Origin of the sequence: Pseudoxanthomonas sp. Root65, from assembly GCF_001427635.1 — a bacterium.
Lineage (GTDB): Bacteria > Pseudomonadota > Gammaproteobacteria > Xanthomonadales > Xanthomonadaceae > Pseudoxanthomonas_A.
The window spans coordinates 92,040-115,891 of sequence record NZ_LMHA01000002.1; the positions used below are offsets into that span (position 1 = coordinate 92,040).

At 68.2% G+C, this 23,852-nt stretch carries 23 protein-coding genes and 1 pseudogene; 12 read left to right on the top strand and 12 right to left on the bottom strand.

All coding sequences use genetic code 11. The features are described 5' to 3' along the window. The first annotated feature begins 84 nt into the window (after positions 1–84). Positions 85–423, top strand: coding sequence for a hypothetical protein (locus ASD77_RS10880; RefSeq protein ID WP_156383598.1), 339 nt, complete (start codon positions 85–87; stop codon positions 421–423). A 45-nt stretch (positions 424–468) separates the two neighbouring features. Here the strand turns inward: ASD77_RS10880 and ASD77_RS10885 are convergent, their stop codons facing one another. Beyond that, positions 469–1,203: a ThuA domain-containing protein gene (locus ASD77_RS10885; protein WP_055941440.1), complete on the bottom strand. Its 735-nt coding sequence runs from the start codon at positions 1,201–1,203 to the stop codon at positions 469–471. A 107-nt stretch (positions 1,204–1,310) separates the two neighbouring features. Here ASD77_RS10885 and hutU point away from each other — a divergent pair, with 107 nt between their 5' ends. Continuing rightward, positions 1,311–2,978 (top strand): urocanate hydratase, encoded by a 1,668-nt coding sequence (hutU, locus tag ASD77_RS10890; protein ID WP_055943308.1) that lies wholly within the window; start codon positions 1,311–1,313, stop codon positions 2,976–2,978. 145 nt (positions 2,979–3,123) lie between these two features. Further along, positions 3,124–5,679: an FG-GAP-like repeat-containing protein gene (locus ASD77_RS10895; RefSeq protein ID WP_162247629.1), complete on the top strand. Its 2,556-nt coding sequence runs from the start codon at positions 3,124–3,126 to the stop codon at positions 5,677–5,679. A gap of 168 nt (positions 5,680–5,847) precedes the next feature. On the opposite strand, the gene ASD77_RS10900 is transcribed toward ASD77_RS10895, so the two are convergent. Together ASD77_RS10900 and ASD77_RS10905 are read right to left on the bottom strand one after the other, a co-directional pair. Beyond that, complete coding sequence (locus ASD77_RS10900; protein ID WP_055941444.1) at positions 5,848–6,576, bottom strand: nuclear transport factor 2 family protein; 729 nt, start codon at positions 6,574–6,576, stop codon at positions 5,848–5,850. 137 nt (positions 6,577–6,713) lie between these two features. Then, positions 6,714–7,367 (bottom strand): hydrolase, encoded by a 654-nt coding sequence (locus ASD77_RS10905; protein ID WP_055941446.1) that lies wholly within the window; start codon positions 7,365–7,367, stop codon positions 6,714–6,716. 190 nt (positions 7,368–7,557) lie between these two features. Here ASD77_RS10905 and ASD77_RS10910 point away from each other — a divergent pair, with 190 nt between their 5' ends. From ASD77_RS10910 to ASD77_RS10915, 3 genes are all read left to right on the top strand, one after another. Further along, positions 7,558–8,451, top strand: coding sequence for a LysR family transcriptional regulator (locus ASD77_RS10910; RefSeq protein ID WP_055941448.1), 894 nt, complete (start codon positions 7,558–7,560; stop codon positions 8,449–8,451). Positions 8,452–8,509: 58 nt separating this feature from the next. After that, positions 8,510–8,665: a hypothetical protein gene (locus ASD77_RS18115; protein ID WP_156383599.1), complete on the top strand. Its 156-nt coding sequence runs from the start codon at positions 8,510–8,512 to the stop codon at positions 8,663–8,665. A gap of 290 nt (positions 8,666–8,955) precedes the next feature. Then, positions 8,956–10,086 (top strand): c-type cytochrome, encoded by a 1,131-nt coding sequence (locus ASD77_RS10915; RefSeq protein WP_055941449.1) that lies wholly within the window; start codon positions 8,956–8,958, stop codon positions 10,084–10,086. A 16-nt stretch (positions 10,087–10,102) separates the two neighbouring features. Here ASD77_RS10915 and ASD77_RS10920 read toward each other — a convergent pair whose 3' ends face one another. The 8 genes from ASD77_RS10920 to ASD77_RS10955 all read right to left on the bottom strand — a co-directional run bounded on the left by ASD77_RS10920 (position 10,103) and on the right by ASD77_RS10955 (position 17,611). Next, the gene (locus tag ASD77_RS10920) at positions 10,103–10,630 is read right to left on the bottom strand and encodes a lipocalin family protein (RefSeq protein WP_055941451.1); all 528 of its coding nucleotides are present in this window, start codon (positions 10,628–10,630) and stop codon (positions 10,103–10,105) included. 1 nt (position 10,631) lies between these two features. After that, positions 10,632–11,714, bottom strand: a complete 1,083-nt coding sequence (locus tag ASD77_RS10925) for a cyclopropane-fatty-acyl-phospholipid synthase family protein (protein WP_055941454.1) — start codon at positions 11,712–11,714, stop codon at positions 10,632–10,634. Then, complete coding sequence (locus tag ASD77_RS10930; protein WP_156383600.1) at positions 11,711–12,508, bottom strand: DUF1295 domain-containing protein; 798 nt, start codon at positions 12,506–12,508, stop codon at positions 11,711–11,713. Before ASD77_RS10930 ends, ASD77_RS10925 begins: the two co-directional genes overlap by 4 nt. Further along, positions 12,505–13,752, bottom strand: a complete 1,248-nt coding sequence (locus ASD77_RS10935; protein WP_055941456.1) for a cyclopropane-fatty-acyl-phospholipid synthase family protein — start codon at positions 13,750–13,752, stop codon at positions 12,505–12,507. The genes ASD77_RS10930 and ASD77_RS10935 overlap by 4 nt, the downstream gene beginning before the upstream one ends. Beyond that, a complete protein-coding gene (locus tag ASD77_RS10940; protein WP_055941458.1) occupies positions 13,749–14,525 on the bottom strand; it encodes a DUF1365 domain-containing protein in 777 nt (258 codons plus the stop codon). Before ASD77_RS10940 ends, ASD77_RS10935 begins: the two co-directional genes overlap by 4 nt. Beyond that, the gene (locus ASD77_RS10945; protein ID WP_055941460.1) at positions 14,522–15,802 is read right to left on the bottom strand and encodes an FAD-dependent oxidoreductase; all 1,281 of its coding nucleotides are present in this window, start codon (positions 15,800–15,802) and stop codon (positions 14,522–14,524) included. The genes ASD77_RS10940 and ASD77_RS10945 overlap by 4 nt, the downstream gene beginning before the upstream one ends. Before the next feature lie 2 nt (positions 15,803–15,804). Further along, the gene (locus tag ASD77_RS10950) at positions 15,805–16,755 is read right to left on the bottom strand and encodes an acyl-CoA desaturase (RefSeq protein WP_055941463.1); all 951 of its coding nucleotides are present in this window, start codon (positions 16,753–16,755) and stop codon (positions 15,805–15,807) included. Positions 16,756–16,822: 67 nt separating this feature from the next. After that, a complete protein-coding gene (locus ASD77_RS10955; RefSeq protein ID WP_055941465.1) occupies positions 16,823–17,611 on the bottom strand; it encodes a hypothetical protein in 789 nt (262 codons plus the stop codon). A 247-nt stretch (positions 17,612–17,858) separates the two neighbouring features. Here ASD77_RS10955 and ASD77_RS10960 point away from each other — a divergent pair, with 247 nt between their 5' ends. From ASD77_RS10960 to ASD77_RS10980, 6 genes and pseudogenes are all read left to right on the top strand, one after another. Beyond that, a complete protein-coding gene (locus tag ASD77_RS10960) occupies positions 17,859–18,383 on the top strand; it encodes a sigma-70 family RNA polymerase sigma factor (protein WP_235578548.1) in 525 nt (174 codons plus the stop codon). After that, the gene (locus ASD77_RS10965; protein ID WP_055941469.1) at positions 18,380–19,051 is read left to right on the top strand and encodes a ChrR family anti-sigma-E factor; all 672 of its coding nucleotides are present in this window, start codon (positions 18,380–18,382) and stop codon (positions 19,049–19,051) included. The genes ASD77_RS10960 and ASD77_RS10965 overlap by 4 nt, the downstream gene beginning before the upstream one ends. 74 nt (positions 19,052–19,125) lie before the next feature. After that, the gene (locus tag ASD77_RS10970; protein ID WP_082563255.1) at positions 19,126–20,298 is read left to right on the top strand and encodes a S41 family peptidase; all 1,173 of its coding nucleotides are present in this window, start codon (positions 19,126–19,128) and stop codon (positions 20,296–20,298) included. A 63-nt stretch (positions 20,299–20,361) separates the two neighbouring features. Further along, positions 20,362–20,490 carry a hypothetical protein gene (locus ASD77_RS18625; protein ID WP_268793378.1) on the top strand — a complete coding sequence of 43 codons (129 nt, stop codon included), beginning with the start codon at positions 20,362–20,364 and terminating at the stop codon, positions 20,488–20,490. A gap of 239 nt (positions 20,491–20,729) precedes the next feature. Next, entirely contained in the window at positions 20,730–21,983 is a 1,254-nt protein-coding gene (locus tag ASD77_RS10975) for a putative DNA modification/repair radical SAM protein (RefSeq protein ID WP_055941473.1), read from the top strand. Between the two features lie 8 nt (positions 21,984–21,991). Then, a pseudogene (locus ASD77_RS10980) lies at positions 21,992–22,792 on the top strand (TIGR03915 family putative DNA repair protein); the annotation flags it as partial. Between the two features lie 42 nt (positions 22,793–22,834). Here ASD77_RS10980 and ASD77_RS10985 read toward each other — a convergent pair. Beyond that, positions 22,835–23,848, bottom strand: a complete 1,014-nt coding sequence (locus tag ASD77_RS10985) for an aldo/keto reductase (RefSeq protein ID WP_055941476.1) — start codon at positions 23,846–23,848, stop codon at positions 22,835–22,837. Between the last annotated feature and the right edge of the window lie 4 nt (positions 23,849–23,852).

The window sequence follows — 23,852 nt, forward strand, 5'->3', positions numbered from 1 at the left end:
GACTAAATGCGGGGCTTGCCCGGGGTGCCGCCTCGCGTGGCGGAGGCGTATTGTGAGGTCACATTCGCCGCCGGGAGCCCGCCCATGAAACGTCTTTCCCTGATGCTGGCGCTGGCCGTCAGCTTGGCCGCGGCTACCGCGCAGGCCCAAAGCCCCGTGGAACAGGCACCGGCCACGCCGCCCGCTGCCGAGCCGCAGGCGACCCCCGCCGATGAAGCGCAGATGCCCACCGCGGAAGGCAAGAAAAAGCGCCTGTCGGACGCCAACTGCGTGCGCGAGACCGGCAGCCGCATCGCCAAGCGCGACGGCAAGTCGCGTTGCACCGGTCAGCCCGGCCGTTCGTACAGCAAGGAAGATCTCGACCGCACCGGCCACACCAATATCGGCGACGCCCTGCGCGCCCTGGATCCGGCGGTCTACTGATCCGCTGAACCATGCCCGGTCGCCGCACGCAGCGGCGCCGGGCCTTCAGCACCCATCGGCGCGGCCTGCCGCATACGCCAGGCCGCGGCGGAGATGCGCGATGACGTTCGCGTCGTCGTAAACCGTCGCGTCGTGACCCAGCCCGGTGTACCAGCTGCGGCCACCATCGAAGGCATGGCACCACGCGATCGGGTGGTCGTCGCCCATCTGTCCGCCCTCGTATTCCCGCTCGTCCACCGTCGCAACGACGCGCACCCACGGGCGCGGGTTGGCGCGGTAGTTGTACAGTTCGTCGGTGACCGGCCAGCGTTCGCCCGCCGGTTTGCCATCGCGTTCGGGCTGGACGTGCGTGGACTGCAGGCCCGGCGGATGATTCCTGAAGTAGGCGCCCACCAGGCGCCCGTACCACGGCCAGTCGTATTCGGTGTCGGCCGCGGCATGCACGCCGACGAAGCCGCCGCCCTCGCGCACGAACGTTTCCATGGCCGCCTGCTGGGTTGCGTCCAGCACGTCGCCGGTGGTGCTGGCGAATATCACCACGCGGTAGCGCGCCAGATTGTCGGCGGTGAACGCCTGCGCGTCCTCGGTGTGGTCGGCGACCATGCCGGCGTCGGCCGCCAGCGTCTTTAGCGTCGCCACGGCGGTGGGAATGGCGTCGTGCCGGAAGCCGGCGGTCTTGGTGAAGATCAGTACGCGGTCGGGCGATTCGGCACGCGCCGGCGACGCGAGCGGCAAGCTGGCCAGGACCAGGGCGACAACGGCAGTGCGGAAGGCATTCATGCCCGGATTCTGCCACGCACGCCATCGCGCACTGCAGCATCGCCCCGGCTCGCACCGGACTGCCGCCGCCGTCGATAATGGCGGCACATCTGCATCTGGAATCCGCCATGTCCGATCCCCGCCACGACCCGTCCCGCGTCATCCGCGCCCCGCGCGGTGCCACGCTCTCCTGCAAGTCCTGGCTCAGCGAGGCGCCGTACCGGATGCTGCAGAACAACCTGGACGCGGAAGTGGCGGAAGATCCCACCTCGCTGGTGGTCTACGGCGGCATTGGCCGCGCCGCGCGCGATTGGGCCTGCTACGACGCCATCCTCGAATCGCTGCGCGAGCTCGACGACAACGAGACGCTGCTGGTGCAGTCCGGCAAGCCGGTCGGCGTGTTCCCCACGCATCCCGATGCGCCACGCGTGCTGATCGCCAACTCCAACCTGGTGCCGCACTGGGCCACATGGGAACACTTCAACGAGCTCGACAAGAAAGGCCTGGCGATGTACGGCCAGATGACCGCCGGCTCGTGGATCTACATCGGCAGCCAGGGCATCGTGCAGGGTACGTACGAAACCTTCGTCGAGATGGGCCGCCAGCACTACGGCGGCAACCTGACTGGCAAGTGGATCCTCACCGCCGGCCTCGGCGGCATGGGTGGCGCGCAGCCCCTGGCGGCTGCGCTGGCCGGTGCCAGTTCGCTCAACATCGAATGCCGCCAGTCCAGCATCGACATGCGCCTGCGCACGCGCTACGTGGACGAACAGGCCACCGACCTCGACGACGCGCTCGCGCGCATCGCGAAGTACACCGCGGCGGGTGAAGCCAAATCCATCGCGCTGCTCGGCAACGCGGCCGAGATCCTGCCGGAACTGGTGAAGCGCGGCGTGCGTCCCGATGCCGTCACCGACCAGACCAGCGCGCACGACCCGGTGCACGGCTACCTGCCGATCGGCTGGACGGTGGAACAGTGGCTGGCCGAACAGAAAGTCGAACCCGAGCGCGTGCGCGACGCCGCCAAGCAGTCCATGCGCGTGCACGTGGAGGCGATGCTCGCGTTCCAGCAGAGCGGCGTGCCGACGTTCGACTACGGTAACAACATCCGCCAGATGGCGTTCGACCAGGGGTTGAAGAACGCGTTCGACTTCCCCGGCTTCGTGCCCGCCTACGTGCGTCCGCTGTTCTGCCGCGGCGTGGGCCCGTTCCGCTGGGTCGCGCTGAGCGGCGATCCCGAGGACATCTACAAGACCGATGCCAAGGTCAAGGAACTGATTCCCGACGACGCGCACCTGCACCGCTGGTTGGACATGGCGCGCGAGCGCATCAGCTTCCAGGGCCTGCCGGCACGCATCTGCTGGGTCGGCCTGGGCCTGCGCCACAAACTCGGCCTGGCATTCAACGAGATGGTCCGCAACGGCGAACTGAAGGCACCGGTGGTGATCGGTCGCGATCACCTCGATTCCGGCAGCGTGGCTTCGCCGAACCGCGAGACCGAAGCGATGAAGGACGGCAGCGACGCGGTCAGCGACTGGCCGCTGCTCAACGCGATGTTGAACGTCGCCGGCGGCGCCACCTGGGTGTCGTTGCACCACGGTGGCGGCGTGGGCATGGGCTATTCGCAGCACTCCGGCGTGGTCATCGTCTGCGACGGCACCGAGCAAGCCGACCAGCGCATCGCCCGTGTGCTGTGGAACGACCCCGGCACCGGCGTCATGCGCCATGCCGACGCCGGCTACGACATCGCCGTGCAGTGCGCCAAGGAGCAGGGGTTGAAGCTGCCGATGGTGTGAGGGATTCCAGTCGATTGTTCCCCTGTGACCTTCTGGTCTAAGCTCGGCCTAACGGCCATGATGCAACGTCATGGGGCCGATCCACCCAGGGGGCGACATGACAGCAGGGAAGGGGGCCGGCATGCGCCGGCATGGACGGCGGTGGGTGAAGCGCCTGCTTCAGTCAACGCTGCTTCTGGTGGGTGCCAGCATTGCCAGCGCGACGGTACCGGCCATCCCCATCATCACAACCTACGCCGGCACAGGTTATGACAGGCCGTCCGACCCCTATGGCAATGGCGGTCCCGCCACGTTGGCGAGACTGAGTCGCCCGGGCGATGTCGCCCTGGACGAGCAGGGCAATCTCTATGTGGTCGCAGCCAATAGTGTCCGCCGGGTGACGCCCGCCGGGATCATTTCGACCTACGCCGGCACCGGTGGTTCGGTCTACACCGGGGACGGCTCGCAGGCATCCCAGAGCGGCATGCTCATCGGCGGCATCGCGCTGGACAAGGCGGGCAATCTGTACATCTCGGATACGGGAGCGCACAGGATCTACAAGGTCGTGCCCAATGGCACCATCAGCGTCATTGCAGGCCTCGCCTACAATCCCGGTTTCAGCGGTGATGGCGGTGACGCCAAGCTTGCGCAACTTTACACGCCCACCGCGCTTGCGGTGGATAACGGCGGCAACCTGCTGGTCACTGACTACCAAAACAGGCGCCTGCGCAGGATCACGCCGCAGGGGATCATCTCGACCATTGCGGGCAACGGCACATTCGATTTCGTGGATGGTGCGGCCGCCCTCAGTACCGGGTTGGGCAACCCGGGTGCGGCGGTCGCGGATAATCACGGCAACGTCTACGTCATCTCGTTCGGGCAGGTCATGAAGATCCATCCGGACGGTCGAATCAGGTTGCACCTTGGAGGTGGAGATTTTTCCCATGATCCGGTCGCACCCCGCGTCCGTTTCACTCGCGCCTCCGGCCTCGCCTTAGACAAGGCGGGCAACCTCTACGTCGTCGAGTTGGAACACCTGGTTCGGATGTACAGTCCGGAGGGATACGTGCGGAAAGTGGCCGGACTTTACGGAAGCACCTCCGGGGATTGGGGGAGCGCCGGCGATGGCGGACCGGCCGACGAGGCGGGTCTGCAGCAACCTGTCGACATAGCGATCGATGCCGACGGGAACCAGTACATCAGCGACCAGTTGAACCATCGTGTTAGGAAGGTCTCGCCGCAGCCGCCGATCATCGCGCCGACCGCGGTCTCGATGCTGGAGGAGTCATACAGTCTCCCACTGCCGGGACCGTCCGCGGGCGTGCTCGTGGCCGACATCAACGGCGATGGACGACGCGACATCATTTCCACGACGTCTGCCAGCCCATGGTACGAACCGGATGCAGGAAACGAGTTCAAGCTCAGGATCCAGATGCAGAACCCTGATCGTTCGTTCGCCGCTTCCATCGAGTTCGATTACCCACGTGGACCTGCGGACAAGGGCGGCTGGTTGGCGTTGGCGGACCTCAACAGCGACGGCGTTGATGACGCGGTGTTGGGGCATGCCGAAGGCACCAGCTGGATCCGCGGGAATCGCGCATCGAGTTTCGCGCTGTTGCCGTTCGCATCCGGCGGCGCCCTGAAGGCCGACCAGGCGATGGTTACGGCCGATCTCAACCGCGATGGTAAGCACGATGTCCTGGCCGTACATGATGCCGGCGGGGGACGCGAGATGCTGACGATCGCTTATGGCGACGGTATCGGTGGAAGCGTGAGACGCCAGGAGATCGATCTGGCACCGCTCAGGACCAGCGAACGGCGGACGCTTGCGGTCGCCGATGTCACCGGAGATGGTTGGCCCGACATCCTGGATGCAGGCTTCTCACTGTACATGCTGGTCAACGATGGGCAGGGTGGAGTGCTCCCACCAAGCCTTTTACTGGATGACCGCTTGGCAGGCGTGGCGACGGGCGATCTAGATCAGGATGGGCGTGCTGACGCGGTTGTCAGCGTGCTTTATACGGTCGGCATGAAGCTGCTGCTGCAACGTTCCTCGACGTTGGCGCTACCGTCGAAGAATCATCTCGCCTACTCGAACGGCTTCGATTCGCTGATCATCGACATGAACAATGATGGTCGCAACGATGTCGTGACTAGTTACGGCAAGGCGGTGGGCTTGTCGGTAGGCTCGGGTTCCGGATTGGAGCCTGAAGTGAAGTTTCCTCTTCCGGCGACCAATCTTGGTCGCCCGGGGCCCTTGGCCGTCGCCGACATCAATGGCGATGGCTGCTTCGATGTTGTGACGCCCATCTGGAAGGTCGGGCTGGTGATCTACAAGGGCAAGAACTGCCGCGTCAGGGTGAACGGAAGCCAGCCACGCGTGCCCACCGTGGTAGGACCCGCCGCTATCCCGGCCATTGCGCAGGCAACAGGCAGCCCGGTTTCCGTACCGACGCCTAATGTAACGGCAGGTGTCACGCGCACGCTGAACCGCCTGCGTAGCTGGGCTGTGAACCTCAATGCTCTCGTGCGCGCTCAGTGGCTGTTCCAAGCGGTGCGTCGCGCCTGGCGTGCCGCCCCGGACGACCAGCCCGCGCGCGGCGTTGCCAGTGCTCGCGCAGCCGCCGACGTGCTGATCGATCCTGTGGAGTGGGGCCATGCGGGTGGTTCCATGGGGAACCAGCGTTCGCTTTCCCGGCACGAGCGCTACTGCGTGCGTTGAGGATGTGGCCCGCGCGGCCCCCGGCGGCGATACGTCAGGCGCTGGCGCATCCCCGCGGGAAGACCTCGCGCGGGGTGCCCTATCAGCCATGCTGCATCGTGCGTGCCACTCGAACCAAGAAACGCCGGCATCCGCGTTTCGCACCGCCGCGCGGCGTCCGTCTCGGCCTCAGACCTTCCGCGCGCGTTCCTCCGGATCGAACATCGAGACGCCGCCCATGACGCTGTCTGGAAGCGCTTCATCCTGCAGCACGTCCCAATGCTCGGCGAGCCTGCCGTGCTCGATGCGGAAGAGGTCGACCACCACCTGCGGTTTTTCCGCCCAGCCATGGATGCGTCCGTGGATGGCGACGAAGGCGCCCTCGGCGATGACCAGGCCGGGCTCGTAACGGACGTCCGGTGACAGCCCTTCGACGAGCACGCGCAATGCGTCGCGTCCCTGCGGGATGCCGGGGTTGTGCTGGATGTAGTTCTCCGCGTACAGGCGATCCACCGAAGACGCATCGTGCCGCTGGAACAGCGAGGTCATCGCATCCGTCACCAGCGCCTTGTTGCGATGCGGACGCTCGTCGGACGTACGGTCCGCCGGCCGGGTGACCACGCAGGTGCCGGTCATCCGCAGGAAGCGGCCATCGGGCAATGTGGCGCTGGAATGGACCAGGCCGCGATCGTAGTCCTGCACGTTGGTGACCGTGGCACCGCTCTGCTCCTGCCAGCTGACCGCGAACAGGCCGTTGCCCAGTGGAACCACGTGCGTGTCGACCTCCTCGGTCCGGGCGAACGGTCCTTCCCCGATCTCGAACCTCAGGCGCGTGGTGGACAGCAGCGTCAGGCTGACGCGGAACTCCGGATAGGAAACGTCCATCGCCAGGCCCACGGGAAACTCATCCAGCGTCATCGATCGGATCCTGTCTTGAAGGTGTGGCGCTGCCCGCGCCAGCGTTACCGCCGGTGCGGAAAGCGTTCTTGCGAGGAAGGGGAAGCCGCATCGCGGCGCGTTGCCATGCACCGCGACACCATGATGCGCCGCGTCGGTCAGCCTGCGCTGGCGGGCACCGGCGTGTTGAGCAGTTGCTGCTCCCACAGATAGGCGATGCCGCTGCCGGCGGCGTGCTGCTTCAGGATCTCCGTCAGCTGACCCGCATGCGCAGTGCGCGCCCAGTCGCGCTGCCACTCGGCGCCCAGCGCCATCCACGTCATCATGTTGGCGCCTGCCGCGATCATGCGCTGGATCGCGACCTGATGCGCTTCGACCGAGACTGCGCCGCAGGCGTCGGTGATCACGGTGGCGTCCCAGCCTTCGCCCAGCGCCTGGATCGTCGGCATCGCCACGCACACCTCCGTCCACAGGCCGGCGATGATCAGCTGCTTGCGCCCGGTCGCCTTCACCACGTCCACCACCTTCGGGTCTTCCCAGGTGTTGATGAGGGTGCGGTCGATCACCTCCTGGTCCGGGAACACATCGGTGATCTGAGGGAAGATCAGCCCGCCGCGCTCGGCGATCACGCTGGTCAGGATGGTCGGTACCTCGAAGGCCTTGCCCAGCTTCGCCAGCGCCGTCGCATTGTTGACCACCGCTTGCGGGTCGTGGCTGTTGAGGTTGGTCAGCTGGTACGGCTGGTGGTCGATCAGGACGAGCACGGAGTCTTCGGGACGAAGCAGGGACGCGAGGCCGTTACGGAAGGTCATCGGTGTTTCCTTTGCGGTGGAGAAGGGTTCGGGCGCAGCGGCACCGGGCGGTGCCTCGCGGGAAAGGCCACCTTGTCATCCGTCCGCGGGCCGCGGTAGCGGCCGGACGTGCCACGCTGTGTCGCCGAACGGGGAACGCGTGCTTGAACCGCCCTGTGGCACGCTATGTCGCGCAACCGGGAACGCCATCGTGGATATCGAAGAGCTGCGGACATTCGTCGAGGTCGCCGTTGCCGGCGGGGTGTCGCCCGCCGCCCGCAGGCTGGGCGTCTCCAAGTCGATCGTCAGCCGACGCCTGGCCCGGCTGGAGGCGGAACTCGGCGTCCAGTTGCTCGCGCGCAACACCCGGGGCGCGATGCTGACCGAAGCCGGCGCCACGTTGCGCGACCATGCCGCCCGCGCCTGTGCCGAAATCGATCTGGCCAAGGAGGCGATCCTGCCGGCCGACGACCTGCGTGGCCGGCTGCGGGTCTCGGTGCCGCTGTCCTTCGGTCCGACGCATTTCGCACCGGTACTCGCGAAGATGGCCAAGCGTCACCCGCGACTGCATATCCACACCGTCTACAGCGACCGCTTCGTCGACCTGATCGCGGAAGGCTTCGACTGCGCAATCCGGCTTGGCTATCTGCAGGACTCCAGCCTGCTGGCGCGGCGGGTGGGACCGATCCATGGCGCCCTCGTCGCCAGCCCCGACTACATCGAGGCGCACGGCGCTCCGGAAACGCTGCAGCAACTGCTGGCGCACGAGGCCGTCATGCAGGGCACGGAATCCTGGCGGTTGATGGACGGCGAGCAGGTCGTCAGCGTGCACCCGCGTGGCCGCTTCAAGGCCGACAACGGCACCGCACTGGTGGCGGCCGCGCTGGCGGGTCTTGGCATCGCGATGCTGCCGGATGGCCTGATCCACGAGCACGTTGCGTCGGGCGCGCTCGTGCCGGTCTTGCTGCGTCATCCGCCTGCGCCGGCCGGCATCTACGTGGTCCGTCCACCCGGCCAGCACCCGTTCGGGAAGGTGCGCGTGCTGACCGAACTGCTGATCGAGTGTTTCGAACACGTGCCGCGCATTGTAGAGCCCGGCACCTGAGACGCGCCGGCCCACGGGCTGGGGGAGCTTGTGGCGGAGCGGCGGCCCGGGATGTGTCATGCTGCCCGCGGTCGCAACGACCATGGGAGTGCATGTGATGGCCAAGGGCCTGGACAAGAAGAAAGAGACGAAGAAGAAACCCGCGAAGACCATGAAGGAAAAGCGGGCGGAGAAGAGCGAGAAGAAGGCGACGCGCGGTTTCGCGCCGACCTGAGCAGGCGGGATTGTAGTGCCGGCAAATCCCGGGTGAGCCGAGCGAACCCGGGATGCTTTCGGCGCCGTAAGCGTCCTCGCCCGCCGGGCCGCAGGATCAGCGCGGGTTGCGCATCACCCCGCCGCGGAACGTGAAGGCGGCATAGAACATCTCGATGTCGACGAAGCCTGCTTCGCGCAGCAGCGCCTCGTCCTGCGCGATGCCTTCCATCGATGACGGTCCCGTGCGGGCAGGCTCTCGCGCGGGTATCGTTGATCCAGCCCGCCCGCCCGCTCCGCCGAGGAATCGCCATGACGCCACGCCGCTTCGCCTGGATGACCCTCTTGCTGCTGGGCGGATTTGCCGGTGCGAGCGCCGCGCAGGCGCCCGCACCGGCGACGCCACGACCGGCGCAGGCCCTCAGCGAGCAGGCGGCGAAACAGGCCGGCGATCACTACCAGCGCTATTGCGCGCTGTGCCATGGCCGCGATCGCGAGGGCCACGCCAACGACCATGCGCCGTCGCTGCGTTCGCGTTCGCTGCTGGAGTCCGGCATGCCGGTGATCATCGGTGAAGCCATCGCCTACGGCCGGCCCGGCACGCCGATGGGCGGCTATGTCGATGAAGTCGGCGGGCCGATGACGCGTGCGCAGATCGTCGACATGGTGCGCTGGCTGCGCCGGGAAGCGGGTGTGCAGCCACTGGCCAGTGAACGCGGCGCGGCCTTCGATCGCGTGGCCGGCGACGTCGCCAACGGTGCGGTGGTCTACCAGCGGAACTGCGCGAGCTGCCACGGCGCGAAAGGCGAAGGCGGCACCGGCACGGCGCTGGCCAACCCCACCATGCTGGCGCTGACGCCGGACCGCTTCCTGCGGCACGCCATCGTGCAGGGGCGGCAGGGCACGCCCATGCCGGCGTTCGGCAACGTACTCAGCGAGGCGCAGATCGATGACGTCACCGCGTTCCTGCGCAGCCGCAGCACCGGCTGGACGGCCGGCAAGCAGGCGCTGCGCACACCGCCCGCTGCCGGTGACTACGTCATCAACAAGAAGGGCAGCGCACCGGACTTCGGTGCGCTGAAGGATGACCGCTACGTCAGCGCAGCGGTGCTCGATCGCGAATTGAAGGCCGGGCGCCGCATGGTGCTGCTGGACACACGCGTGGCCTCGATGTGGCAGATGGCGCACATCGAAGGCGCGGTGCCGGTGCCGTACTACAGCCGGGAGGAGGCTTTCGCGGCGCTGCCGCGCGATGGCACGTGGATCGTCGCCTACTGCGAGTGCCCGCGCGCGGCGGCCGATTCGGTGGTGAAGCGGCTGCGCGAGGAAGGAGGCTTCGAAAACACCGCCGTGCTGTGGGAAGGCATCCAGGGCTGGGTCAGCCTGGGGTATCCCGTGGTCGCGGGCGACGCGTCGAAACCTGCGGCGCCCGCGAAACCCTGACCGCGCCCGCGCGCCCTCAGTGCGGCACGCGGCGGATCTTCGACACGTCGTAACCCAGCGCCTGGATCTGGCGCACGCGCGCCTGGTAGTCGGCTTCGGGGATCTGCGGCGTGCGCGCCATCAGCCACACGTAGTCGCGCTTGCTGCGGCCGACGATGGTTTGCTGGTAGTCGGCATCGATCCAGGCGATCACGTACTCGGCCTGGATCGGCCAGACGAACTGCATGTCCCACACCGCGCCGCCGCCATCGGGCTTGACCGTACCGACCGGGTGCATGGTCTTCTCCGGCCCGTCCAGCGCGCCCTTGCGGAAGCGGAACGTGGTCTGGATGCGGCCATCCGGCAGCCTGGCGTAGGACTCCACCGCCTTGTAGGCCTCGCGCTCCGGGAAGGACGGGATGTGCGCGATGACGTACCAGTCGCCCATGAAGCGGTCCACGTCCACCGGCGCCGCGGTAGGGATGGAGGGTTTGACGTTGCCGGAACGACAGGCGGCGGTGGTCGCGATGACCAGCGCTAGCGCAAGGAGAGGCAGGGTACGCATGTCAGTGCTCCCGGGCCGGACGCTGGAAGCGGTAATGCGCCACCAGCCATTCCTGGCCGTTGCGATAGCCGAACAGTTCGGCGCAGGCCATCCAGAACATGCGCCAGCGCTGGTTCCACAGCGCGGCGGCATCGCCGTAGGCCTCGCGCAGCACGGCCATCACCGCGTCGCGGTTGGCATCGTGCAGGGCCAGCCAGTGGTTGGCGGTGCGCTGGTAGTGCGTGCCATCCAGCAGCCAGCGCTCCTGCAGGTGCAGGTGGTCCTGGAAGAACAGCAGCAGGTCGGCCGACGGCATCATGCCGCCGGTGAAGAAATGCCGGCCCATCCAGTTGTCCTCACCCTGCGTCTCGAACGGATACATCAGGTGGCGATGCACGAAGATGTGCACGAACAGCGCGCCGCCCGGCCGCAGCGCGTCGTGGATGCGCCGCATCAGCGCGGCGTGGTTGCTGACATGCTCGAACATCTCCACCGACACGCAGCGGTCGAAGGCCTGCTGTTCCAGCTGCAGCTGGTTGACGTCGCAGGTGATGGCGCGCACGTTGCCCAGGCCGCGTTCGTTGCAGCGCGCCTCGATGAACTGGCGCTGCGAGTGCGAGTTGGACACGGCGGTGATGCGCGCGTTCGGATAACGCTCGGCCATCCACAGGGTCAGCGAGCCCCAGCCGCAGCCCAGTTCCAGGATGTCCTGGCCGTCGGCCAGCGCGGCGCGTTCGCCGTACAGCGCCAGCATCGCCTCTTCGGCCTGGTCCAGCGTCTCGTCGCCGGTCGGGTAGTAGCAACTGCTGTACTTCAGCCGATGGCCGAGGCAGTGGCGGAAGAAGTCCGCCGGCAGTTCGTAGTGCTGGCGGTTGGCCGCGTCCGTGTGCACCGCCAGCGCGCCCTGCTTTAGCGCACGCAGCCGATGCGCGAGCAGGGCCGACTGCGCTTCCTGGCCGCCCACGCTCTCGTCGCGCAGGCGCTGCGCGCACAACTGGCGGATGCCGGCGCGGATCGCCGCATCGGGCAACAGGCCGCGTTCGGCCAGGCCGAGCAGGCCGGGAGCGGCGCGATCGGCCGCCAGTTCGTCCACCATTGCGTTCATCGTGTCGCCTCCTTGGTGGCGGGTTTGGGAAACCAGGGGAACAGCATCGGCGTGGTGCGCTGGTACTCGCGGTACTCCTCGCCGCGCGTGCGCAGGGCCTGCGCCTCGGTATAGGGGATGCCGCTGATCCAGCGCAGGAACACGTACATCACCACCGGTCCGCACCACGACAGCCACGCCCAGGGCGAGCCGACCGCGAGCGCGATGTACGCGAACCAGTGCAGCCACTCGAAGAAGTAGTTGGGATGGCGCGAATAGCGCCACAACCCGTCACGGCAGGTCTTGCCGCGGTTGGCCGGGTTGGCGCGGAAGCGCGCCAGTTGGGCGTCGGCGATCGCTTCGCCGGCGACGCTGCCGATCCAGATCGCCACCGCCAATACGATCCACGGCCACGCCGTGTCCACCGGGCTGCGCGCGACCGCAGCGAAGGGCAGGGCGAATAGCACCACCAGCAGCGCCTGCGCCATGAAGAACAGGAAGAACTTGCCCTGGTGCCCCTGCCAATGCTCGCGCAGGTAGCGGTAGCGGCCATCTTCCGGCTCGCTGCGTACGCGATGCCAAAGGTGCAGGGCCAATCGTGCACCCCACACGCCGCCGAGCACCGCCAGCGTCGCCCGCGCCTGCCATGCGCCGTCGCCCAGCGCCGCCAGCAGCACCGCACTGCCACCGACGCAGGCCGACCACAGCACGTCGACGATGCCGGCATTGTCGTGGCGTCGCTGCCACCACCAGCCGAGCGTCATCACTGCGGCGGCGAGCACGGCGACCAGGCCGAGCGAATGCAGCGCGCTCATGCGGCCTCCGGGTGGCCGGGACGCGCCATCAGCAGGTGCGATACGCCGATGGATCGCTCGAGGAAGCCGCCTTCGCAGTAAGCCAGATAGAACTCCCACAGGCGGATGAAGCGCTCGTCGAACCCCTGTGCGCGCACCTCGGGCAGGCGGGTCATGAAGCGGCGCCGCCACGCGCGCAGCGTGTACGCGTACGACAGGCCGAAGTCTTCCTGGTGCACCACCTGCAGATCGCTGGCGCGGGTCTTGGCGGCGTACATGGCGTTGAGCGAGGGAATGAAGCTGCCCGGGAAGACGAAGCGCTTGATGTAGTCCACCGCATCGCGCGCCTGCACATAGCGGTGGTCCTCGATGGTGATGGCCTGCAGCAGCGCCTGTCCGCCCGGACGCAGCAGCGTGCCGAGCTTGCCGAAGAACGTCTCCAGGTACCGCGCGCCGATCGCCTCGATCATCTCGATCGAGACCAGCTTGTCGTACGTGCCCTGCAGATCGCGGTAGTCCTGCAGCAGCAAGGTCACCCGGTCCTCCAGGCCGGCGGCGGCCACGCGTGCGCTGGCCAGCGCATGCTGCTCGCGCGAGATCGTGGTGGTGGTGACGTGGGCGCCGTAATGGCGCGCCGCGTGCAGGGCGAACCCGCCCCAGCCGGTACCGATCTCGACCACCCGATCGCCCGGCGACAGCCCCAGCTTGCGGCAGACCGCGTCCAGCTTGCGGTACGAGGCGGTGTCCAGGTCGTCGTCCGGCGAGGCGAACATCGCCGACGAATACATCAGGTCCGGCGACAGGAACAGGGCGAAGAAGTCGTTGCCCAGATCGTAGTGCGCGGCGATGTTGCGCCGGCTGCCTTCACGCGTATTGCGGCGCAATGCATGCCAGCTGCGCAACGCCCAGCCACCCAGCCGCGCCAGGCCGGTCTCCATGCCGTCCAACAGGGCACGGTTGCGTACCAGCAGGCGTACCAGGCCGACCAGGTCGTCACAGCGCCAGTGACCGGCGATGTAGGCCTCGCCGGCGCCAACGCTGCCCTGCGCGGCCACGGCGCGGTAGAACGCCGGCTCGTCGATCCACAGGTGGACGGTCGGCAGCGCTCCGTCGCCGGACTTGCCGAACCGGTGCTCGCCCAGCGCATCACTGACCACCAGGACGCCATGGTCCAGCGCATCCAGGCGCGCCAGCAGCTGCGAGCGCAGCAGTCGGTCGAGCGCGCCGTAGGACGGTGCAGTGGAAATGTCGACGATCTGGTTCATGGGGTCTCGCGGGCAAGGGGGGAGTGGTCGTGTACGGGTGTCCGCTTCAGCCAGAGGCGCAGCGCCTGCCAGTGGATGCCGCCGATCACCTGCGCGGTCATCAACGGATAGCGCCACAGCACGCGTGCCAGCGACGCGCCATCCAAGGGTCGTCTGAGCAGCGTCAGCGTGGCGTCGAAGGCGCGCTGTCCCTCGCGATCCACCTGCATGTGCACACGCAGCGCCTCGTCGGGCGTGCCGAAACGCCAGCGGTAAGCGCAGTCCATCGGCAGGAACGGCGACACGTGGAAGGCCTTGTCGAACCCCCATTCCCAGCCGTCGCCCTGCGGCACGCCATCGCGTACCGGCAAGACGTAGCTGTGGCGTTCGCGCCAGGGCGTGTTGGTGATTTCGGCGAGCACCGCGTCCAGCGTGGTGCCGTCGGGCCGGAAGCAGTAGTAGAAACTCACCGGGTTGAAGACGTAGCCGCCGTAGCGCAGGTGCGTGAGCAGGCGCACGGGCCCCTGCGGGCGATGACCGAGCTGGCGCTCGACGCGGTCGCGCACGGCCTCGGCCAGCGGCCGGTCGTGCGGCGCCAGGTAATCGCTGCGGCGGAATTCGGCCAGGTTGCGGCGGTCCACCGACCACAGCCAGCGCCGGTCGAACACGCGGTCGAGTTCGTCCAGGTCCAGGTACAGCTGCGCCATGCGGTAGCGGAACGCATGCGGCCGCGGCGTGTGCCGGCGGTGGCGCACCCAGCCTTCGTACAAGGCGCTGGCGAGCGGTGCGCTCATGCCAGCACCAGCGCGTCTTCGCGCAAGGACATCGCCGCATGCCGTGCCTCTAACTCATTCACCAGTTCATGCGCACTGCGGATCCCGTCCTCATGGAAGCCCCAGCCCCAGTAGGCGCCGGCGAACCACGTGCGCCGCTGTCCCTGGATCTCCGCCTTGCGGTGTTGCGCGGCGACCATGGCGTGGTCGTAGACGGGATGGCGGTAGTGCATGCGGCGCAGGATGCGGGCCGGGTCGATTGCGTCGCTGCGGTTGAGCGTTACCACGAACGGCTCCGGCGACGCGATGCCCTGCAGCAGGTTCATGCAGTAGCTGACCGTACACGGCGCCGATGGGTCACGCGGCACATGCGCGTTCCATGCGGCCCACGCCTTGCGGCGGCGCGGCAGCAGGCGCGCATCGGTATGCAGCACGGTGTCGTTGGACTGGTAGCGGATCGCGCCGAGGATGTCGCGTTCGCGGCCGTCGGCATCGTGCAGCAGGCGCAGCGCGTCGTCGCTGTGGCAGGCCATCACCACCTGGTCGAAGCGCTCTGTGCCGGCGGCCGTCACCACCTCTACCTGCTCCGCCTGGCGCAGCACCGCACTGACCGGCGTGGCCACGCGCTCCTGCACGCGCCACCGGCGCCGCAAGGCCTCCACGTAGGTCGCCGAGCCCCCGGTCACCACGCGCCACGGCGAGCGCTCGCCCAGCGTCAGCATGTGGTGGTTGGCCATGAACTGCACCAGATAGCGCGCCGGAAACGCCAGGATGCCCTGCGGCGGCGACGACCACAGGGCGGACGCCATCGGCACCAGATGCTCGTCGCGGAATGCGGCACCGTAGCCGCCCTGCTGCAGGTAGTCGCCCAGCGTCGGACCGGTGTCGTCGCCCTCCAGCAGGGCGGGCGCCTCGCGGTAGAAGCGGGCCAGGTCGCGCAACATGCCCCAGAAGCGCGGCGACACCAGGTTGCGGCGCTGGCAGAACAACGTGTCCAGCGAGGTCGCGTTGTACTCCCTGCCGCTGCGCTCGCTGTGCACGGCGAAGCTCATCGTGGTCGACTGCGAGGCCACCCCGAGTTCGTCGAACAACCCGCACAGCAGCGGATAGTGGTGCGGATTGAAGACGATGAAACCGCTGTCGATCCGGTACTCGCGCCCCGCCTGTTCGACCGTGTGCGTATGCGTGTGCCCGCCGAGGTAGTCGTTCGCCTCGAACAGCACCACCTCGTGCCGCTGCGACAGCCACCACGCCGACGCGAGTCCGGCGATGCCCGATCCGATGACCGCGATGCGCATGCTCAGCGCCTCGCCTTGGCCAACACCCACGCGGGCACCGGCTTGAGGTCGCGCACCAGCCCCAGCAGCGCCATCGCGCGCAGGCCGTACCAGGTGAGGTCGATCTCCCACCAGCGGAAGCCCTGGCGTGCGGTGCCGGGGAAGAAGTGGTGGTTGTTGTGCCAGCCCTCGCCGAAGGTCAGCAGCGCCAGCCACAGGTTGTTGCGGCTGTCGTCGCGCGTGTCGAAGCGGCGGCGGCCGAAGCGGTGGGCCAGCGAATTGATGGTGACCGTCGCATGGAACAGCACGACGGTCGACACGAAGAAGCCCCACACCAGCAGTTGCGGACCGCTGGTGCCCAGGTGCGGGGCCACGCGTTCCAGCAGCGCGCCTACGCCGAACAAGGCGGAGGCCAGCAGCACCGGCACCACGGTGTCGTAGCGGTCCAGCCAGCGCAGCTCCGGGTAGCGTGCCAGGTCGGGGATGCGCGACCAGTCCGTGCGGAAGCCACCGCGGGTGAGGAACCAGCCCGCATGGCTCCACCAGAAGCCATGCACGCCGGGGGAGTGCGGGTCGGCCGCCGTGTCGGCGTGGCGATGGTGGTTGCGGTGGTGGGCGGCCCACCACAGCGGTCCGCGCTGCACGCTGGACGCGCCGATCAGCGCGAACACGAACTGCAGCACGCGCGAGGTGCGGAAGGTGCGGTGCGAGAAGTAGCGATGGTAGAAGCCGGTGATGGCGAACATGCGCACGGCGTACAGCGCCAGTGCGACGATCAGCGCGATGGGCGACACGCCCACCCACAGCACCGCCACGCAGGCCAGGTGCATGCCGATGAAGGGCAAGGCCCGCAACCAGTCGATGCGGGCCGCCTGCGCGTCATCGTCCTGTACGTCCTCCGTGTCGAACCAGCGGCGAATCGCGGCAAAGCCGCGCCGCGCCGGCGGAGGGGTGGGGGAGTCGCTTGCCGGCATCACGGGGGTCTCGATTGCGTCGACCCATACTACGGACCAAGTCGTGCATTGGATGCGTGACGGCCGGTCATCCCGCGCATGCGCGTACCAGCGGCGTCGCCAACGCGGCCTGCAGCGCCTGCGTCGTGGCGGGTGCCGCCGGCTGCGGAAACACGATGCGCACATCCTGGTGCCGGCCCTTGCTGTCGCGGATCGTGGCGATGCCGGCGAATTCCAGCAGGCGCTGGTCGGCGTTGGCGTAGGTCAGCTGCATGGTCGGGGCGACGAAGCCGTACCAACGGTCCAGCTTCATCGACATGCGCTGGGCGGGAGTACCGTTCCAGCGCACCACCGGCCCGGGGTCCAGCTTCACCGGGACGAACGCGAAGCGGCTGGGCAGCAGGAACGGCTGGGTCACGTCGCGCCCTGCACGCAACGCGTCCCAGTGCAGGCGCACGCTGGCGTCGAAGCCGGCATCGATCACCGCGCCTGCCGGCATCGGCACCACCTGTTCCCGGGTGCGGGCATCGGACGTTTCCCTGACGTACACCACGCGTCCCCGCTCGCTGCTGCGGACGCCTTCCCGGTAACCGTCGCGGGCATCCTCGAAGTCGAAATCCGGGGCTTGCGCGGCGCCACGTTCCACCACGGTCTTGCGCGCGAACGCGCGGCCATCCGGGCAGCGGTAGAGCACCAGGCGCCGGGCCGCGCCATCCTGCCGGTACCGCCAGTGCGACTCGCGGTACACCACGGCCTCGCTCTTGCGTGCGTAGGCCGTGGCCTCCTGACGCAGGATGTCCGCGTTCGCCAGCGCGAGGGGGCTGGCCAGGGTCAGGACGGCCGACAGGAGCAGGGTGGACGGCGTGCGGTCGGTCATGGCGTGGACGCATTCATTTAGACCGGCAGGCATACGCGGCCCGGCCGCGGACGGATGCGCCGGCACCCGGGCGGGACACTGCATCCGAAGCCCGGTCATCTTCGTAGAGGCCGCCATCACGAGCCGCAACCGGACCTGGCTTACCATGCCCACCGACCTCACAAGGAGACCGTCGCCCCTGCGGGCGGCCCGGCCCGTGTCCACGCCCATCCCCGTCACGCGCGACGTCCACGACTGGACCGGCGACATGCTTGCGGTCGCCCGGCAGCGCTGCCGTGGCAGCTTCATGCGTATCTACGACCACTTCATGCCGCGGCTGTGCCTGTATCTGCGCGGCTTGGGCAGCCCCGAAGCGGTGGCCGAGGAACTGGCGCAGGAAGCGCTGCTGCGGCTGTGGCAGCGGGCCGACATGTACGACCCGCAGCAGGGCGCGGTGTCCACCTGGCTGTTCCGCATCGGCCGCAACCTGCATATCGACCGCGTGCGGCGCGAGCCGGGCTGGGTGCAGATCCTGGAGGACGGCGGCCCGGCGAGCGACGAGGAACTGGCGCGGCCGTTCACCTCGGCCGAGGACCATGCCGAGCATGCCCACCTGCAGCGCCGCATCGAGGATCTTCCTGCCGTGCAGGCGCGGCTGATGCGCATGTCGTACTTCGAAGCCAAGAGCCACCAGGAAATCGCCGACGAGCTGCAGATGCCGCTGGGCACCGTGAAGTCGCACCTGCGCCGCGCCTTCCTGCGGCTGCAGGGCCAAGTAAGAGGTCAATCGTGAACCCGCACCATCATCTCGATCCTTCCACCGTGGTCAGCTACGCCGCCGGCGCGCTGGCGGTCGAAGTGGCGATCGTGGCCGCCACCCATCTGGAGACCTGCGCGCACTGCCGCGCGAGGGTAGACGAGGCCGAGCGCTTCGGCGGCCAACTGGTCGAACAGCAGCAGCCCGTCGTCGCCGATCCGGCGCGGCAGGCCAGCTTGCGCGCATCCATCCTCGACCGTCTGGACGAGGCGCCCGCACCGGCGTCGGCACCTCTCCCGCGCGGCGCACCGTACGAGGACGACGACCGCCTGCCCGCGCCGCTGCATCCCTACTTCGGCGCCTCCTACCGCGCGCTCAAGTGGCGCTGGATGGCACCCGGCGTGCATTGCATCCGCGCGCCCAACACCAAGGCCGGCACGCTGCTGCTGTTGAAGATCGGCCCGGGCCGCAGCATGCCCGTGCACAGCCATGGCGGCACCGAGCTCACCCAGATCCTGCGCGGCGCCTATCACGACGCGCTGGGCCACTTCGCACCGGGCGACGTCGCCGACCTCGACAGCGACGTCGAACACCAGCCGGTCACCGTGCCAGGTACCGCCTGCATCTGCGTGTCGGCCCTCGACGCGCCGCTGCGCTTCCCCGGGTGGTTCGCGCGCAAGCTGCAGCCGCTGTTCAAGCTGTAGGCGCACGAGCCGGCGTCTTGCCGGAATCGCCCTGATCGCCTAGCGTCTGCACAGCGAAGCAAGGAGTGCGGGCGATGAAGGCGCAGGGATGGCGGGGGTGGATGCGTAGCGTGGTTGTACTGATCGGGATAACCGCATCCGCGGCCGCAGTGGCCGCGCCGCCATGGTCGAGCATCGGTGACCGTATGCACTATGTGCTCGAGGGTGGCGGCGATGCGCTTTCGGAAGCAGGGGCATCGCTCACGGTGCAATCGACACCGGGCGACACCAGCGGCTTCGGTGGGGCGGCTGCCGTCATCGAGGCCGCGCCTTACCGGCAGAAGCGGGTCCGCCTGTCGGGCATGATCAGTACGAAAGACGTCGCCGGCAGCGCGGGCCTGTGGCTGCGTGCAGACGCTGCGTCGGGTTCGGTGTCGTTCGCCAACAGCCAGCGAACGCCGGTGTCCGGCAATGCGGACGCGCAGCTGCGCGAGATCGAGATCTACGTCCCCGCCCATGCCGACAAGTTGCTGGTTGGCCCGCTGTTGGTTGGCAAGGGACGCATGACGGTCCGTGCCCTGCGTCTGGTCGTGGCGCCTGCGTCCCCCGACGACGAGGTGCCGCCGACCCGTATCGTGGATGAAGCGGTCCGGTTGATCCGGGCCCACGCACTGAATGCCGAACGCATCGAATGGCACGAGGAGCAGGCCGACATCGCGCGGCAGATGGAGCAGGTACACACCGCCGAGGCCGCCTATGCGGTGATCGGGCAGGTGCTCGCCAAACTGGGTGACCGCCACAGCGGCCTGCTGCCGCCACGGGACTTCCAGCGGTTTTCCTCGGAGGGCAAGCCGTCTTTCACGCCAGTCGTAGAGGTGCGCGAGCGCGTGGGCATCGTGTCGGTTCCGGCGTTCTCCGGGACCGAAAAGACGGCGGCCGCGGCGTTCGCGAATGAGCTTGCCGGACTGATTGCCGCCCGCGCGGGGCAGGCGTCCTGCGGTTGGGTCGTCGATCTGCGCGGCAACCGGGGTGGCAGCATGTGGCCGATGCTGTCCGGCTTGTATCCCTTGCTGGGTCACGCGACGCCCGGCTACTTCCGCGATCGGGATGGCCGACAGAACGCGTGGAAACTCGCGTCTCCCGGCGTGTCGATACCCGACCTGTCCGCGGCCCCTGTCGTGGTGGTCACGGGCGGAAAGACGGCCAGTTCCGGCGAGGCCGTGGCGATTGCGTTCCGCGGGCGTCCGAAGGCGCGCAGCGTCGGATAACCCACGTTCGGTGTCAGTACCAGCAACGGCATGTACCCGTTGCCTGGCGGAGCACGCCTCAAGTTGACCGACGCGCGTTTCGTCGACAGGACGGGGCAGGCGTACGGTGACGCCGTCGTGCCCGACGAGGTGGTGCCGGAAGATGAGGCGGTCGCCCATGCCGTCGCATCCCTGGCGGGCTGCGCGCCCTGAGGACTTTCCGGCTTGTGCTCGGCAGCGGAGGGGTCGTGAAGGTCTCCGGAATGGCTGAATCCAAACCGCTGGCGTCGGCGTAGAAGCTCGACAGATCATCCAGACTCGGGTCCCCGATGGCTTTCTTCGGCCGCGATCAGGACAGCCCTGCCTTCCTGATGTCCGCAACGGCGCTGGTCCAGGCGAAGGCTTCACGCGTCCGTCTCATCGTCTGAGCGACTGCCCGATAAGATGACCCCATGCAACTGAAAGACAAGCTCGCCATCCTCGCCGATGCGGCCAAATACGACGCCTCGTGTGCGTCCAGTGGCGCGGGCAAGCGGCATTCGCTGGGCAAGGGCGGCATCGGCAGTACCGAGGGCATGGGTATCTGCCATTCGTACACGCCCGATGGGCGGTGCGTGTCGTTGCTGAAAATCCTGCTCACCAACTTCTGCATCTACGACTGCGCCTACTGCGTCAACCGCGTGTCCAGCAACGTGCCGCGGGCCCGCTTCGCCACCGCCGAAGTCGTGCGGCTGACGCTGGAGTTCTACAAGCGCAACTACATCGAAGGCCTGTTCCTCTCCAGCGGCATCATCCGCAACGGCGACTACACCATGGAGCAGATGGTCGAGGTCGCGCGCAGCCTGCGCGAGGACCATCGTTTCGCTGGCTACATCCACCTGAAGACCATTCCCGAGGCCTCGCCGGAACTGCTCGCCGCCGCCGGCCGCTACGCCGACCGCCTGAGCATCAATGTCGAACTTCCGACGGAAGCCGGCCTGAAGCAGCTGGCGCCGCAGAAGCAGGCGCAGGGCATCCGCGATGCGATGGGCGAACTGAGCTGGCGTATCCAGGCGGCCAAGCCGGAGAAGAAGGAAGCCCAGCAGCCCAAGCGCAAGCGCCCGCCGAAGTTCGCGCCGGCAGGGCAGAGCACGCAGATGATCGTCGGTGCCGATGCCGCCGACGACCGCGCCATCCTGACCAGCAGCGACGCGCTGTACCGCCAGTTCCGCATGCGGCGCGTGTACTACTCGGCCTTCAGTCCCATCCCCGACGCCTCGACGCAGCTGCCCTTGCGCGCGCCGCCGCTGCAGCGCGAGCACCGCCTGTACCAGGCCGACTGGCTGCTGCGCTTCTACGGCTTCGACGTGAAGGAAATCGTCGACGAGGGCGGGTCGCAGGACGGCATGCTGGACCTGGACATCGATCCGAAGCTGGCGTGGGCGCTGCGGCATCCCGACCGGTTCCCGGTCGACCTCAACACCGCGCCGCGCGAGATGCTGCTGCGCGTACCGGGCCTGGGTGCGCGCAACGTGCAGCGTATCGTCGATTCGCGGCGTCAGGGGCGGTTGCGTGTGGCCGATCTGGTGCGCCTGCGGGCGCCGCTGCAGAAACTGCTGCCGTTCGTCGTGCTGCTCGACCACCACCCTCGCCAGCGCCTGGACGATACGGAGCGGCTGCGGCGCGAGCTGGCGCCGGCGCCGCGTCAGGCGGACCTGTTCGGCTGAGGCACGGGATGTTCCGCGCGACGGTGACGCCGGGGTGGGATCTCGATGCCTGGCGCGCGCAGGCACGTCATGCCTGGGAAGCGGAACTGCCGCCGGAATCCGTCGAATGGCAGGCCGATGCGCAGGGCGAACTGCTCGCGGCTGCGGCCGTCACGGATCAACCCGGCCGTCGCCAGGGTTTGTCGGTGCCCGCGGAGTTCATGGCGTTCGCGGGATCCGTGCTATGCCATCGCGATGCTGGCCGGCATGCCTTGCTGTACCGGTTGCTGTGGCGGATCGGCAACGGCGAGCGCGCGTTGCTGGACCGCGCCACCGATGCCGACGTGCACCGCGCCACGCGCTGGGCGCAAGCGGTGCGCCGCGACACGCACAAGATGAAGGCGTTCGTGCGCTTCCGACAGGTGGACGGCGAAGACAATACCTACATCGCCTGGTTCGAGCCGGACCACTACATCGTCGATCGCGTCGCGCCGTTCTTCATGCGCCGCTTCGCCGGCATGCGCTGGGCGATCCTCACGCCCTATCGCAGCGTGCAATGGGACGGCACCGACCTGTGGGCGGGCGAGGGCGCGCAACGATCCGATGCGCCGGCCGACGATGCCGAGGACGCACTGTGGCGGACCTACTACGCCAACATCTTCAATCCCGCGCGCCTCAATACGCGGATGATGCGGCAAGAGATGCCGCAGAAGTACTGGAAACATCTGCCCGAAGCGCACCTGCTGCCCGACCTGATCCGCGAGGCCGGCCGCCGCGTGCGCGAGATGGACGAACGCGAGGCGCAGGCGCCGCGGCGGCGCATCCCGGCACGCAAGCCGCCTGCGCCATGAAGGCGGCGCCGTCGCGCTGCCTCAGTCCAGGCCCGGCAAGGGCGCGTCGCGATGCACCAGGTTTTCCCGGCGCAGGTCGTGCCAGAAATCGACAGGCACGTGTTCCTGCAGCGCGGCGCGGTCTTCGGCGATGCGTTCGGGCCGGCTCGCGCCGGGAATGACCGCGGCCACGGCCGGATTCGCCAGCGCGAACTGCAGGCCGGCAGCCTTCATGCTGGTGCCGTAACGGTCCGCAAGCGCCTTGATGCGCGCGACCTTGTCGAGGATCTGCGGCGTGGCCGGCGCGTACTCGAAGTTCGGCCCGCCGACCAGCGCACCGGAACTGTAGGGACCGCCCACCACGATGCCCAGGCCGCGCGCGGTCGCCGTCGGCATCAGGCGCTGCAGCGCACGCGCATGGTCCAGCAGCGTATAGCGGCCGGCGAGCAGGAAGCCATCCGGCCGCGGTTCTTCCAGCTCCATCAGCAGTTCGATCGGCTCGACGCGGTTCACGCCCAGGCCCCAGGCCTTGATCACGCCCTCGTCGCGCAGCCGGTCCAGCGCCCTGAACGCGCCGGTGCGCGCCTGCTCGAACATCGACAGCCAGGCATCGCCATAGAAATCCTGGGCCACGTCGTGCACCCAGGCGATCTCGATGCGGTCGGTCTTCAGGCGCTTCAGGCTGTCCTCGATCGAGCGCAGCGTGGCATCGTAGGTGTAGTCGTTGACGATCTTGTTGGGGCGGCCGTGCTTGAACACGTCGCCCTTCTCGCCGAGATCGCGCGCGTCGGCGTCTTCCACCTCGTCCAGCACCAGGCGGCCCACCTTGGTGCTGATGACGTAGGCATCGCGCGGCTTGTCGGCGAGCGCCTCGCCCATGCGGATTTCCGCCAGGCCGGCGCCATAGAAGGGGGCGTTGTCGAAGTAGCGGATGCCGTCGTTCCAAGCGGCGTCGACGGTGGCGCGGGCCTCCGCTTCGGGGATGTCGCGGAACATGTTGCCGAGCGGCGCGGTACCGAAGCCGAGTTTGCCGGGGAGCAGGTCGTGGAGGGACATGGGG